The organism is Arthrobacter sp. E1SS-5 (assembly GCF_057073715.1).
This window is the reverse complement of the sequence record NZ_CP172703.1, coordinates 3,943,981-3,956,962: the sequence shown is the minus strand read 5'-3', so window position 1 is coordinate 3,956,962 and position 12,982 is coordinate 3,943,981. Positions and strand designations below refer to the sequence as shown.

General features: G+C 66.8%; 12 protein-coding genes. 3 read left to right on the top strand and 9 right to left on the bottom strand.

Annotated features, from left to right (window positions below; genetic code table 11):
• Window positions 1-13: 13 nt before the first annotated feature.
• Window positions 14-478: a pyridoxamine 5'-phosphate oxidase family protein gene (locus tag ACIGJD_RS18525; protein ID WP_483687459.1), complete on the bottom strand. Its 465-nt coding sequence runs from the start codon at window positions 476-478 to the stop codon at window positions 14-16.
• Between the two features lie 60 nt (window positions 479-538).
• Window positions 539-1,468, bottom strand: a complete 930-nt coding sequence (locus ACIGJD_RS18520) for an aminodeoxychorismate lyase (protein ID WP_483687458.1) — start codon at window positions 1,466-1,468, stop codon at window positions 539-541.
• Between the two features lie 93 nt (window positions 1,469-1,561).
• On the opposite strand from ACIGJD_RS18520, the gene cls reads away from it, so the two are divergent.
• Window positions 1,562-3,037, top strand: a complete 1,476-nt coding sequence (gene cls / locus ACIGJD_RS18515) for a cardiolipin synthase (RefSeq protein ID WP_483687457.1) — start codon at window positions 1,562-1,564, stop codon at window positions 3,035-3,037.
• Window positions 3,038-3,087: 50 nt separating this feature from the next.
• Here the strand turns inward: cls and ACIGJD_RS18510 are convergent, their stop codons facing one another.
• The 7 genes from ACIGJD_RS18510 to ACIGJD_RS18480 form a co-directional block, all read right to left on the bottom strand.
• Window positions 3,088-4,362 carry a multidrug effflux MFS transporter gene (locus ACIGJD_RS18510; protein ID WP_483687456.1) on the bottom strand — a complete coding sequence of 425 codons (1,275 nt, stop codon included), beginning with the start codon at window positions 4,360-4,362 and terminating at the stop codon, window positions 3,088-3,090.
• 164 nt (window positions 4,363-4,526) lie between these two features.
• A complete protein-coding gene (gene pabB / locus ACIGJD_RS18505; protein ID WP_483687455.1) occupies window positions 4,527-6,605 on the bottom strand; it encodes an aminodeoxychorismate synthase component I in 2,079 nt (692 codons plus the stop codon).
• 33 nt (window positions 6,606-6,638) lie between these two features.
• On the bottom strand, window positions 6,639-7,190 hold the full coding sequence (locus tag ACIGJD_RS18500; RefSeq protein WP_483687454.1) for a DUF2231 domain-containing protein: 552 nt from the start codon (window positions 7,188-7,190) through the stop codon (window positions 6,639-6,641).
• Window positions 7,191-7,263: 73 nt separating this feature from the next.
• Window positions 7,264-7,797 (bottom strand): low molecular weight protein-tyrosine-phosphatase, encoded by a 534-nt coding sequence (locus tag ACIGJD_RS18495; protein WP_483687453.1) that lies wholly within the window; start codon window positions 7,795-7,797, stop codon window positions 7,264-7,266.
• Window positions 7,798-7,932: 135 nt separating this feature from the next.
• Entirely contained in the window at window positions 7,933-8,556 is a 624-nt protein-coding gene (locus ACIGJD_RS18490; protein WP_483687452.1) for a LysE family transporter, read from the bottom strand.
• Window positions 8,557-8,595: 39 nt separating this feature from the next.
• The gene (locus ACIGJD_RS18485) at window positions 8,596-9,414 is read right to left on the bottom strand and encodes a methyltransferase domain-containing protein (protein ID WP_483687451.1); all 819 of its coding nucleotides are present in this window, start codon (window positions 9,412-9,414) and stop codon (window positions 8,596-8,598) included.
• A 30-nt stretch (window positions 9,415-9,444) separates the two neighbouring features.
• Window positions 9,445-9,945, bottom strand: a complete 501-nt coding sequence (locus ACIGJD_RS18480; protein ID WP_483687450.1) for a MarR family winged helix-turn-helix transcriptional regulator — start codon at window positions 9,943-9,945, stop codon at window positions 9,445-9,447.
• A gap of 203 nt (window positions 9,946-10,148) precedes the next feature.
• Here ACIGJD_RS18480 and ACIGJD_RS18475 point away from each other — a divergent pair, with 203 nt between their 5' ends.
• Window positions 10,149-12,350, top strand: a complete 2,202-nt coding sequence (locus ACIGJD_RS18475) for an MMPL family transporter (protein ID WP_483687449.1) — start codon at window positions 10,149-10,151, stop codon at window positions 12,348-12,350.
• A gap of 144 nt (window positions 12,351-12,494) precedes the next feature.
• On the top strand, window positions 12,495-12,926 hold the full coding sequence (locus ACIGJD_RS18470) for a hypothetical protein (protein WP_483687448.1): 432 nt from the start codon (window positions 12,495-12,497) through the stop codon (window positions 12,924-12,926).
• Window positions 12,927-12,982: the final 56 nt, after the last annotated feature.

Genomic DNA, 12,982 nt, shown 5'->3' with positions numbered 1-12,982 from the left:
CGCTGGACTCCTGCTACTCGAACGACGCGCGCCTCCGGTCTTGGGCGCGGGTGTTCCAGACGTCCGGCCGGTTCACTCTGAACCTGCGCCCCGTCAATGCTTTGGCGTTCAGCCTGACATAGTTGGCCTTCTCGCCGGGCTGCCACGGTTCCAGGCCAAGGCCGTCCACTGCGTCCCGGACGGCCTGGTCTTCAATGACTTCCGTGTCGCCCCGGACCACCACGCTCCAGGCCTGTTCAGTGGAGGTTTCGTAGCCGTCAATTTCCAGCGCCGCCGGCCGCTCCATCCTGGCGCCCCAGAGCTTTGAGCCCGGAGCGGTGCGGAAGACGATGCTGCGCAGGTGCACGACGTAGTTCACGGGAAAGATTTCCGGGTGCTCGTCCACCACGATGGCAAGCCGGCCCACCGTGTCATTGTCGAGCAGTTTCCAGCAGTCGTCGAAGGACAGGTTTTCGATCGGCAGGTTTCGCGAGTCCATGGTCCACACCTTACGGGTGATGCGGGAGCGGGAAAAGGGATTAAGCGCCTGTTGCAGGGCCTAGTGGATACCGGCGAAAAGTCCGCTCAACTCGGCAGTCAGATCCTCCTGGACCGACGGGCTGCCGATCTGCTTGCCGTCGATCGTGTTCACGGGGGCAAGCAGGCGGACGCTGGAGATCAACCAGACCGCATCCGCATCCAGGAGGTCCTGCGGCTCCAGGGGGCCGTAGCCCAGCTCCCAGCCCGCCGCCTTGGCGGCGGCGAAAAGGGCGCCCTGGGAAGTTCCCGGGAGGATGCCGCTGTCCAGCTGGGGTGTGATGAGGCGCTTCACCGGCGTGCCGTCGTCGGACGTTTCCACATGCGCCAGCAGCACCGTGGACGTGGGGCCCTCCAGGACGCGGCCGTCGGAGGACAGGAAGATGACGTCGTCCGCGCCCTGCTTGTGCGCGTAGCGGAGGGCTGCCATGTTGACGGCGTAGGAAAGCGTCTTGGCACCCAGGAGCAGCCAGGGTGCGCGTTCGGCCACGTCACTGTCGTAGCCGCGGTCAAGGAGGATGACGTCAATGCCCGTTTCGCGCTGCCGGCGGCCTGCGGCCCCGGCGGGCGATGCCTGGACCCAGGCCGTGGGAGCGGGGGCGCCCTCCACGCCTCGGGTCACCACCAGCTTGACCACCAGTTCATCGGCGGCAGGGTCAGTAGGGGGGTTTTCTGACCGGTGCCGGGACACGGCAGCGGCAATGGCACGGCGCCACGCGTCCTGGTCCGGGATGGCCAGGTCCAACGCCGCGGCGGAGCCTGCCATCCGGTCCAGGTGGGCCTGCATTTTCCGCACCGATCCACCCACCGCCAGCATGGTTTCGAAGACGCCGTCGCCCCTGGTAACCCCAAGATCCGTGACCAGCAGCTGGGGCTGGGACGCATCGGCCACCCTGCCGTCAGGAAATGCCGGATCGAGGAAAAGGAGAACCACTGGGGCTGGAGAGGTCATGGCACCAGCTTAGTGCGGTACCGCGGATAAGCTGGGCGGAGTGCACCGGCCGGAAGCCGTTCCCCGGAGCCCGATCTGCCGGGAGTTATAGACGTGTTGTGGCCTTTTTCGCTTGCCGGCACCGCGCCCACGTGGGTAGTGGTGCTCCTGGGCTTCATCGACTTTGCCATCAGGGTCCTGGCCCTGGGCATCATTCCCGGCAACCGGCGCCCCACCACGGCCATGGCCTGGCTGCTGGGCATCTTCTTCATTCCTTTCGTTGGCATCGTCCTGTTCCTGCTGTTCGGCAACTTCCAGTTGTCCAGGCGGCGCCGCGCCCAGCAGCAACTGGTCAACGACCGGGTGCAGTCCGGCATCACCGCCCTCTCGGACGTGGAAAGCGACTACCCGGGACCTGAGTGGGTCAAGTCCGCCGCTGAACTCAACCGCACGCTGGGGTCGCTGCCCATGGTGGACGGCAACACCGTGGACCTCATTCCCGGGTACCCGGACTCCATCCTGGAAATGACCAAGGCCGTGCGGAAGGCGAAGAAGTTCGTCAACGCCGAGTTCTACATCATGAGCTCGGACCACGTCACCAATGATCTGCTCACCGCCCTGGAGGAAGCGGCCGAACGCGGCGTTGAAGTGCGGCTGCTGTTCGACCACATCGGCACGCTGCGCATCAAGGGCTACAAGAAGCTGTTGAAGCGCCTCAAAGCGGGCAAGATCCAGTGGAAGCGCATGCTTCCCCTGCTGCCCATCCATGGTCAATGGCGCCGGCCGGACCTTCGCAACCATCGAAAAATCATGGTGGTGGACGGTGAAGTGGCATTCACGGGGTCGCAGAACCTGATCGAGCCCTCCTACAACAACCCCCGCCACCGCAAGGCAGGCCGTGAATGGGTGGAGCTGATGGCGTGCCTGCGCGGACCCATCGTGACCACCCTGAACGTCGTGTTCGCCACCGACTGGCTGAGCGAAACCGACGAATCGCTGGAACACCAACTGCAGCTTCCCTCGGATCCGCATCCCGGCGGCATCACGGCCCAGGTGGTGCCCAGCGGCCCGGGTTTCATGACCGAGAACAACCTGCGGCTGTTCAACACCCTCATTTACTCGGCGCAGCACCGGATCTCCATCTGCAGCCCCTACTTCGTTCCCGACGACTCGCTGCTGTACGCCATCACCACGGCGGCCCAGCGCGGCGTTGACGTAGAACTGTTCGTGTCCGAGAAGGGCGACCAGTTCCTGGTCCACCACGCGCAGCGCTCCTACTACGAGGCCCTCCTGGAAGCCGGCGTTCGCATCTACCTGTACAAGGCCCCGTTCGTGCTGCACGCCAAGCACTTCACGATCGACGACGAGGTGGCCGTCCTGGGGTCGAGCAACATGGACATGCGCTCCTTCTCACTGAACCTTGAGGTCTCCGTGATGCTCCTGGGCGAGGGCATCGTGAACAAGATGCGGGCGGTGGAGGACACCTACCGGGACATCTCCCACGAGCTGAAGCTGGCGGACTGGGTCACCCGGCCGCTGCCCGCACGGTATGTGGACAACGTGGCCCGGCTGACGGCCACGGTCCAGTAAGGGCACCGTCCAGTAAAGGCACCGTCCAGTAAAGGCACGGTGCGCTAAAGCTAGTCGTCGGCACCGACCCTCTGGCCGTCGTCGCGCCCTGCGTGTTCCGCCCAGCCGCCCTTGCGGTAGGCGGGCGTTCCCACGGCAAGCACCGTCACCGCCAGGGCGCAGCTGCCGATCATGACGCTGACCATCGACAGTGAATTTCCGCCCAGGACCCCTACCAGGGGGCTGACCAGTCCGGCCACCCCGGACTGCAGGGCGCCGATGACCGCTGCCGCGGTTCCCGCCATGTGGCCGTAATTGTGCAGTGCCAGGACTGAGGCGTTCGCCGGGACCATGCCCTGCATCGACAGCACCAGCCAGAGGCCTGCGACTGCCCCGAATGCTCCGCCGGCACCCGTTGCCACCACCACGAGCAGCAGCAGGGCCAGGACCAGCTGGACCAGCAGTGCGGTGCGCAGGAGGCGTACCGGCGGGAATTTCTTGACCAGGGCGGCGTTGAGCTGGGCCGAGAGGACCAGGGCGGCGCCGTTGAGGGCGAAGACAAGGGCGAACTGCTGGGCGGTGAGGCCGTACTCGTTTTGGAAGACGAAGGGCGAACCCACCACGTAGCTCATGATCAGGGCCAGCCCCAGCCCGGGGATGACGGCCAGCGCCATGAAGTGCCTGTCCCGCAGCAGTGCCCAGTAGGCCCGGGCAACATGCTTGGGGTGGCCGGGGCTGCGCCGGTCCTCCGGCAGCGTCTCCGGCATGAACTTCAGGACGATTGCCACCAGGACCACCCCGATGAGTGCCAGCGCGTAGAACACGGCGCGCCAGTTCCAGGCCCCGGCGATGGCCTGCCCAACCGTGGGGGCAAGGAGCGGCGCCACGCCGATCACCAGCATCAACCGGGAGAGCAGCTGGGCGGCAGCCGAGCCAACAAAGCGGTCACGGATCACGGCGAGTGCCACCACCGCGGCGGCCGCATTGAAGAAGCCCTGCAGCACCCGCAGCCCCGTGAGCGTTTCGATGTTCGGAGTGATGGAGCACAGCAGCGAGATGGCCACGTGCAGGGTAATGCCGATGATGAGCGGAAGCCGCCGCCCGAACCGGTCCGAGAACGGGCCGATCACCAGCTGGCCGAACCCTGCCCCGACCAGGGTCCCTGACAATGTCAGCTGGGCCGCGGTCTGGGTGGTGTGGAGATCGGCTTCCACGGCAGGCAGGGAGGGCAGGTACATGTCCGTGGTGAGTGCCGGAAGCGCGGCCAGGGCGCCAAGCATGAGGACGTATTTGAAGCTGCGCGGTCCCTGCTTGCTGGTGGTGCGGGAAGGGGAGGAGTCCGTCACGCGGCAAACCTAACTCGTGGAAGCGCCTTGGAGTCCGCCGCATGGCTTGAGCGGTTCAACTGACGCTCTGAGGCCCTACCCCCGGCACCGTCCTCCTAAACCGGCGTCCGCAGTGTGGATGCAGCAGTGTGGACGGGTGGCAGGAACGGCTGGGCGGTCCGGCGTTAGGCTTCGGGGAAGGTTGCGCCCAGGGTGGAGAGCACACCGTAGGCCTTGGTGCGGATCTCTTCATATTCCTCGTCAGGAACGGAGTCCGAGGTGATGGCGCCGCCGACGCCGAGAGACAGTTCCACAGTCCCGTCCCCTGCCGGGTTGAGCACCAGCGTCCGGATGGCGACGGCGAGGTCCGTCGCCCCGTTGAGCGAGAAGTAGCCGATGGCACCGGAATAGAGCCCCCGCGGCCCCGCCTCCAGCCGGTCCAGGATGGCCATGGTGCTGATCTTGGGTGCTCCGGTCATGGAGCCTGCGGGGAAACACGCCGCCACCGCCTCGGCCCTGGGTGCCCCCGGGAGGAGCTGCGCGTCGATGGTGCTGACCATCTGGTGGACCGTGGCGTAGCTTTCGATCGCGCAAAGCCGACTGACCGTAACGGAACCGGGCTCGGCAAAGTGGCTAAGGTCGTTGCGCAGCAGGTCCACGATCATGATGTTCTCGGCCCGGTCCTTCAGGGAGGTGGCCAGGTCCCTGCGCAGCCGGCTGTCCTCCTCCGGATCGGCAGCCCGGCGGCGGGTGCCCTTAATCGGCTCGGCGCGCATGCCGCCGTCGGACGCTATCTGCAGGAACCGCTCGGGCGAGGTGCTGGCCACCGCGAGATCCCGCAGCCGGAGGTAGCTGGCAAACGGTGCCGGGTTCCTGCGGCGCAGCGCCAGGTACGTGGCCCATGGGTCCAGCGAGCCGGCCGGGATCCGGCCTTCGAGCGTGGTGGTCAGGCACACCTCGTAGGTGTTTCCCTGCGCGATTTCGTGCTGGGCGGCGGCGATCTTTTCCCGGTACCCGGCGCCGGTGTCCCGGCTGCGGAAGGCAGGCGGTGGGGACAGTACGACGCCGGTGCTGCCGCCGGCTTCCGCGGTTGAACCTGCCACCGCCGCGGCGGCTTCCACGGCCGCCCGCGCGCCGGCCAGCCACTCGCCGGCGTCGGCTGCTTCCAGCGCCAGGAGCCAGACGGCACCTTCGGCGTGGTCCAGGACCGCGGCCCGGCCGGCGAAAATCAAGGCGGCGTCCGGGGTGGCTGCGGAAACGTCGCTGCCGCCCGTTTCGCGCTTCAACTCATAGCCCAGGCAGCCCAGCCAGCCCAGCGTGAATTCCCCTGGGTAGTCCTCGGGGGTGCGCACCGCCCGGCGCCCCCAGACGCTGTCCAGCCAGCGGAAGAACGGGCCCGGGACTTTCGCGGTGCACGAGCCGGCGCTGATCCGGCTTACCCCCGAACGGTGCGTGACGGACTGTCCGAACGTTCCGCCGTCGTCCGCCATGATGCTGAACCGGCTGCGTCCGGCGGCAGTCCGCTCTGCCGGTTCCGATGCATCGTATCCACCTGCCTCCGCGTTCGAGGAGTCCAGCCACACCGCGTTGCCCGATGCTCCATACAGTGACTGGAACAGTGCGGGCGCGTCGGGCGCGGCATCCAGCCGCTCGGCGCGGAGCCGCAGGCCGAGGCGGGCAGACAGCTCGGGCGCGAGGGCAGGCGCCAGGGCGGGCAGGTAGGGGAGGAGCTGCAGCACGTCGGACGGGGCTGATCCGTCTGCCAGGTTCTGGACGCGGAGGTCAGCGTGCCCGGGAACGTCGTCGCGTCCCAGCCACTCTTCCTCCTGCGCAGCCCAGCGGTCCCAATGCGGTTCGAAGGTTGCGCCGTCCCGGTCCAGCGCCCGGGTCCGGCGGACATCGTCCGGTGACTCGGCCCAAATCACCGCGTCGATCAGAGGCCGGGCCGCTTCCGCGGCAGCCCCCACGCCCTCCACGATGACGATCTCCGCCGGCAGGGTCACCCGGGCGTCGCCGTCGTAACGGTTCTCCCAGTCCCAGCTGGTCCAGGCGGAAGCCTCGCCACGGCTTAGCGGCGTGAGGACCGTGGTGACATAGCGTTCGATGCCGGCGGCCAGTCCGTCCCAGCCGGGGTAGATGTCCTCCAGGTGGAACAGTGAGACTTTGTGGTGGGCGCGGAGCCGCGCCGCGAGTTCGACGGCGAGGGTGGTCTTCCCTGCGCCGGAGCGCCCGTCGATGGCGATGATGACGGGGGCTGGGCTCATGGACTAGAGCGTACCGTTTTCCGTTGTCCGCTTTCAGGCATGAAGCTCACCCTGCCGTGACGCATGGCGGCCGCTGCTGAGGTGGCCGCCCAGGAACCCGCTCACCAGCAGCAGGACTGCTCCGGCCCGCCCCAGCCGCACGCCCAGCCGGTGGTTACCGCGGGAGCGGGCACGCCAGGAAGCGGTGTAAACAACGGTGGCTGCGGCATTGGCGCCGGCGTGCACGATGCCCACACGCTTCAGGGGCCGGTCCTTGCCGGACCAGGTCGCCCAGCCGGACAGGGCGGTGGGAACGGCGGCAATGACGCCGAGGGCCACCAGCCGCTGGGCGGAGCGGCGGGAACCGTCGTCAGCAAAGAAATCCAGGAACACTGCCGACCACCAGGCACCGAAGGGCCCGTCGGTGAGGATGGTGTGCAGCGGTACGCCGGTAATGTCGCCGCGGACAATTGACCGGATCCGGGGCTGCGACATCAGGCGGGATGCCAGTGGTTCCGCTGCTTCGACAGCGGCGTCCAACGGCGTGGCATCCTCAAGGCTGCCAAGGAAGCGGGTGTACCTGCCGGGGCTGGAAGCGGCGCGCATGAGCACAAAATACTCCTGGTGCCGCCGTGCCGCACCCGTTTTTGTGCCCGCAGCCTCTGCCGGGTGCTTTCGGCTAGTGCGGTTGAAGCTGGGTATTTTGCAGGACCGCTTCCTTGATGTGCCCTACAAGGCCCGGCAGGGCGGCGTGGATCTGATGCCACACAGCGTCGAAATCCGCATGCCCGCCATACCAGGGATCCTCGATGCCCTGGTCCAGCCGGTCGCGGTCCGCCATGGCCGGATCAAAACTGCGGAGCATCCGGATTTTGTCCAGCGCTTCCTGGTCCGGGGCGGCTTCAGTCAGCCAGGCGTAGTGGTCAATGTCCAGGGCCAGGATCAGGTCGCGCTCGCGGAACCACTCAGGCTCCCACTCGCGGGCCACATGATGCTCCGAGGCCAGGTGGGTCACTGCCAGCCGGCGAGCCGCGCGGGGATCGATGGGCCGGCCGGCCTCGTAACCGGTGATGCCGGCGGAGTCCACCTCCACCAGTCCGTCAAGGCCCTCGCGTTCCAAGGCCGCCTTGAGCATAAGCTCGGCCATGGGAGACCGGCAGATGTTGCCCGTGCAGACGGTGATTACGCGATATGCGCTCGACGTTGAGTTCATGGAACCAAGCATGCGCGCTGGCGAACCCTCTTGGCTACCCGCCTGTTCACATTGTTTTACAAGCTTGTAAAGATGCATTACCGGGTGGGAAATGGGTACATACCATGCTGGTGGCCAACCGGGAAAGAGCGCTTGTCAGTGGATCAGGGCCAGCAGGATGCCCACGCCTACGAACAGGACGCCGAAGACCCTGCTGAGCACTGTCTGGCCCTGCTCGGTGCTGGTAAAGCGCTGGAACGAACGCGCGGCGGCTGCAAAAAAGAACCACATCACCAGGATGTCGATGGTCACAATGGTGGCCGTGAGGATGGCGTACTGGGTGAAAAGGGGTTGGTCCGGCCGGATGAACTGCGGGGTGAAGGCAAGGAAGAAGACTATTGCCTTCGGGTTCAGCAGGTTGACCCAGAAGCCCCGCCGGAAGATGGACCACGTGGGTTCGTTGCGGAGGGCGGCCGCCTGCTCCTGCTGTGCCGTTGGCTTGCTGAGGAACTGGCGGATGCCCAGGTACACCAGGTAGGCGGCGCCGGCGTAGCGGATCACGTTGAAGGCGATGGGGGAGCTTGCCACCAGCACGCCAACGCCCAGGGCCACGATCAGGACGTGCACTACGAGGGCCGCCTGTTGGCCCAGGATTCCCCATATGGAGCGGCGGAAGCCGGCGTTGAGCGAGTTGCTCATGGTGTTGATGGCCCCGGCTCCCGGGGTGAAACTGATCAGGACGCCGGCACCGGCAAGGGCCAGCCACAGGGAAAATTGCACTAAACAATATTACGGGGGCCAAGGCAGGCTCCTGCGTTGCTACGCCCGTGCGATGACCTCGCCGTTGGGGATCAGGAACCAGCCGTCGTCCGTGGATCCCCAGCGGTGCCAGCCGGCCGAGATCCGCGCCAGGTCCGCGGGCTCCGCGAACCCGTATTCCAATGCCTGCTCGGCGAAGGCGGAATGCAGCACCCGCTCACCCCAGACGCGTGCCTGCCAGCGGCGCTGCTGCGCCGTGGCGTAAAGCCAGTTGCTGCTGGTGGGCGCAACATCGGTGAAGCCCGCAGCCTGGGCCCAGCTGACCAGCCGCCGCCCGGCGTCGGGCTCTGCTCCGTTGCGGCGGGCAACCCGCTGGTACAGGTCCATCCACTCGTCCAGCTCCGGGATCTCGGGGTACCAGCTCATGCCGTGGAAGTCGGCGTCCCGCACCGCCACAATGCCGCCCGGCTTGGCCACTCGCCGCATCTCCCGCAGAGCCTCCACGGGATCGGTCAGGTGCTGGAGCACCTGGTGGGCATGGACGATGTCGAAGCTTTCGTCGGCGAAGTCCAGGTCATAGATATTGCCCGCCACGAACTCCACATTGGGCACTTCGCGCTCGACGGCAAGCGCCTGCGCTTGGGCGATGATGTCCGGTGAGCGGTCCAGGCCGGTGACCTTGCCCGGGCTGACCAGGGCGGCGAAGTCGCAGGTGATGGTGCCTGGCCCGCAGCCGACGTCCAGGAGGGTGGATCCGGGGGAGAGGTAGGGCAGGACGAAGGCCGCGGAATTTTCCGCGGTCCTTGCGGCATGGGCGCGGACCACTGATTCGTGGTGGCCGTGCGTGTAAACGTCGTCCTCGGGCTGCTGCGCACTCATAACCCAAACGCTACCCCTGGCGAGGGCTTGCTATTCGGATTCCGTCCGTGCCGCTACGGTTGCGTCAATCATTGCCGTCATGAAGCGCGTGACAGTGTCCAGTTCCTCCTCCGAGAACCCGGCCATGGCGCTGCCCATTCGCTGCGCCAGCGGGGCGAAGATGGCGCCGCCCTCCCGGAATGCCTTGGGCGTCATTTTCAGCTGGACCTGCCGCCGGTCGGTGGCGTGACGTTCCCGGACCACGTGCCCGGAATGGTCCAGCCGATCGATCAGTGCGGTGGTGGCCGGTGAACTCAGGTTCAGTTCCTTCCGCAGCAGCCCGGGCGTCACCACGCTGCCCCTGGCGGTATGGCGCATGATGACGGCGAGCGCGTTCATGTCCGTGCGGTGCATGTCCTTGCGGTCCCCGGCTGCGTCCACATAGCGGTTCGCCTCGATGGTGAACTCCTGCAGGATCCGGAGCAGCGGATGTCCGAACTCCGGGCCTGCCTGCTCGAAAGGGGAGGCTTCCGGAGTGTTGTTCCCCGCCATCTCCACCTCCCAGCCTTCGGTTCTGCGCCGCGTTTTTGCCCAAGCGTCCTGACGGATATTACTCCAAGGCCCGTGGAGCCAACTGCACCAGTGGGCCATCTATCCCCGCGTGAAAGAAAAGCTTGACTGGCTCTTATCTCTGTTATGGAGATAATCTATGCTGGAACAAATACTACTCCTCCTGCTCATCCACGGAAGGCATCATGAAACGCACAAAAGTTGGCAGGGAACGCGTCCCGTTCTGGCTGCGCTGGCTGGTCCCCGTTGTTCTGGTGCTCACCTGGCTCGGACTGGCCGGGGTGGGCGGCCCCACCTTCGGCCGCCTGGAGGAGGTCTCATCCAACGACCAGGCGTCCTTCCTGCCCGCCAGCGCCGAGGCCACGGAGGCGCAGGACTGGCAGGCGAAGTTCCGCGACTCTGACGAAGTTCCCGGCATCATCGTCATCGAGAAGAGCGAGGCCTTCACACCGCCGCAGCTGGGCGAACTTGCCACGCTGAAGACAGACCTTGAAAACCTCAAGCTGGGCAGCGCGGTCATCGGGCCGATCCCGTCCAAAGACGCCAAGGCCGTCCAGTTCGTCGTGCCCATCGGATCGTCGGCCGAGCTCAAGGATGCCGCCAAGGAGCTTCGCGACACCGTGAAGGAGGCAGCGCCGGAAGGTGCGCAGACCTTCGTGACCGGTCCGGCCGGGCTGGCGGCGGATCTCACTGCTGCATTCGGCGGCATCGACGGCATCCTGCTGCTAGTGGCCCTGTCTGCCGTGTTCGTGATCCTGCTGGTCGTCTACCGGTCCCTGCTGCTGCCCATCATGGTGCTGCTGACCTCGGTGTTTGCCCTTTGCGCGGCCATCCTGCTGGTGTTCGGCATGGCCAAGGCGGGCTGGATCCAGCTCAACGGCCAGAGCCAGGGCATCCTCTCCATCCTGGTGATCGGCGCCGCCACGGACTATGCCCTGCTCTTCGTGGCCCGCTTCCGTGAGGCCCTCACGCACACCACCAACCGCACGGCGGCCGTCCTCACCGCCTGGAAAGCGTCCTTCGAACCCATCCTCGCGTCGGGCGCCACCGTGATCATCGCGCTGCTGTGCCTGCTTTTCTCCGACCTGAACTCCAACAAGGCCCTGGGCCCGGTTGCCGCCGCAGGCATCCTGTGCGCCCTGTTCGCCGCGCTGACCCTGCTGCCCGCCCTCATGGCGCTGCTCGGAAGGGCCGCGTTCTGGCCCTTCCGGCCCAAGCTCCTCCCTGCAGACCAGCGCGAGCCCGAACTGGTCACCGGCCTGGAAGGCCAGAAGGGTCTGTGGCGGGCCACCGGCTCGCTGGTGTCGCGGCGGCCCAGGACCGTGTGGGTTGCCTCGGTCCTCTTGCTGCTGGTTGCCGCGGGCGGCCTGTTCCAGCTGAAAGCCAACGGCGTGCCGCAGACCGATGTCATCCTCACCGCCTCCAACGCCGTTGACGGCCAGGACGCGCTGGCCCGCCACTTCGACGCCGGCAGCGGCAGCCCCGCCGTCGTGGTCGCCGACCAGGGCAAGGCGGCAGAGGTGCTGGACAAGGTGAAAGCGGACGACGGCGTGGGCGAGGCCTACCTGCTGGGCCCCGGCAGCGTGCCCATCACCGGAGCGCCCGGCACTCCCAGCGCCCCGGACGTCCGGGACGGGAAGGTCCTCATCAACGCCACGCTGAAGAATGCCGCTGACTCGCTGGAAGCGGAGGAAACCATCAAGTCCCTGCGCGCCGAGGTGAAGGCCGTTGATTCCGGCGCCCTGGTGGGTGGCGTGACGGCAACGGCCTTGGATACCAACACCACCGCCCAGCGCGACCTGCTGGTCATCATCCCGGTGGTCCTGGTGGTGATCCTCTTCATCCTGATGCTGTTGCTGCGCTCCGTCGTGGCCCCGGTCCTGCTGGTGCTCTCCGTGGTGGTGTCCTATGCCGCCGCGCTGGGAGTCTCGGCCTTCGTGTTCAACAACCTTTTCGGTTTCCCGGGTGCCGATGCCACCGTTCCGCTGTTCGGCTTCGTGTTCCTGGTGGCCCTGGGCGTGGACTACAACATCTTCCTGATGAGCCGCGTCCGCGAGGAATCGCTCAAGCACGGCACACGGCCCGGTATCCTCCGCGGCCTCGGCGTGACCGGCGGCGTGATCACCTCCGCCGGCGTGGTGCTGGCCGCCACCTTCGCGGCACTGGGCGTCATTCCCATCATGTTCCTGGTGCAGCTGGCCTTCATCGTGGCGTTCGGCGTGCTGCTGGACACCGTGCTGGTGCGCTCGCTGCTGGTTCCGGCGCTGGCCTACGACATTGGGCCCGGGATCTGGTGGCCCAGCAAGCTGGGGCGGACCGATGGCGGAAACGCCGTGCAGCCGCGGGAGCCCGGCGTCGAGCCGCTGGAAGAGGTTCCCTCCCGCTAATCCTCGCTTTCTTCGCTAACCCTGTTGCCGCCACCGGTCCACGGTGGCGGCAACAGCCGTTTCCAGCCCTGTTGGTGTGCCTGCCCCGTCGGTAGACTGCCAGTGCGCCCGCACGGACGCGGAGCCTCGAAGGAGAGATGCACCATGACTGAGAACCCGGAATTTGCAGCCGAGGAACCCCGCAGCGGCAGCAGCGCACCTGGCCTGGAAGGGGAAGGCGGCCAGTACGTCGACGGCGATTACGGCGACGCCGGCACCATCAACGAGGCGGAGCGTGGCCCGGCGGACGGCGAGTACGAAGAAGGTAACTACGGGGCTGCCGGAGCTGCCCGCGCTGACAGCCTGGATGAGGGCCAGTACGCGGACGGCAACTATGGCAAAGCGGGCAGCCGCAACGAGCCTGCTCCGGGGCCGGCAGACGACGAGTACGAGGAAGGCGATTACGGTGATGCCGGGACCGCCGGCGGTGCGCGGACCGAGGACGCCATTCGCGAAGGGTTGACCGGCGGTGGCCAGATGCAGGCGACAACCGAGGAGCGCGGACCACTGCACGGAGACCGGGACACGGAGCGCTAAGCAGCCCGGCGGCACGTTCTCGCAGAGCGAACTCGCGTGCCGCCGTCGTACTTTAA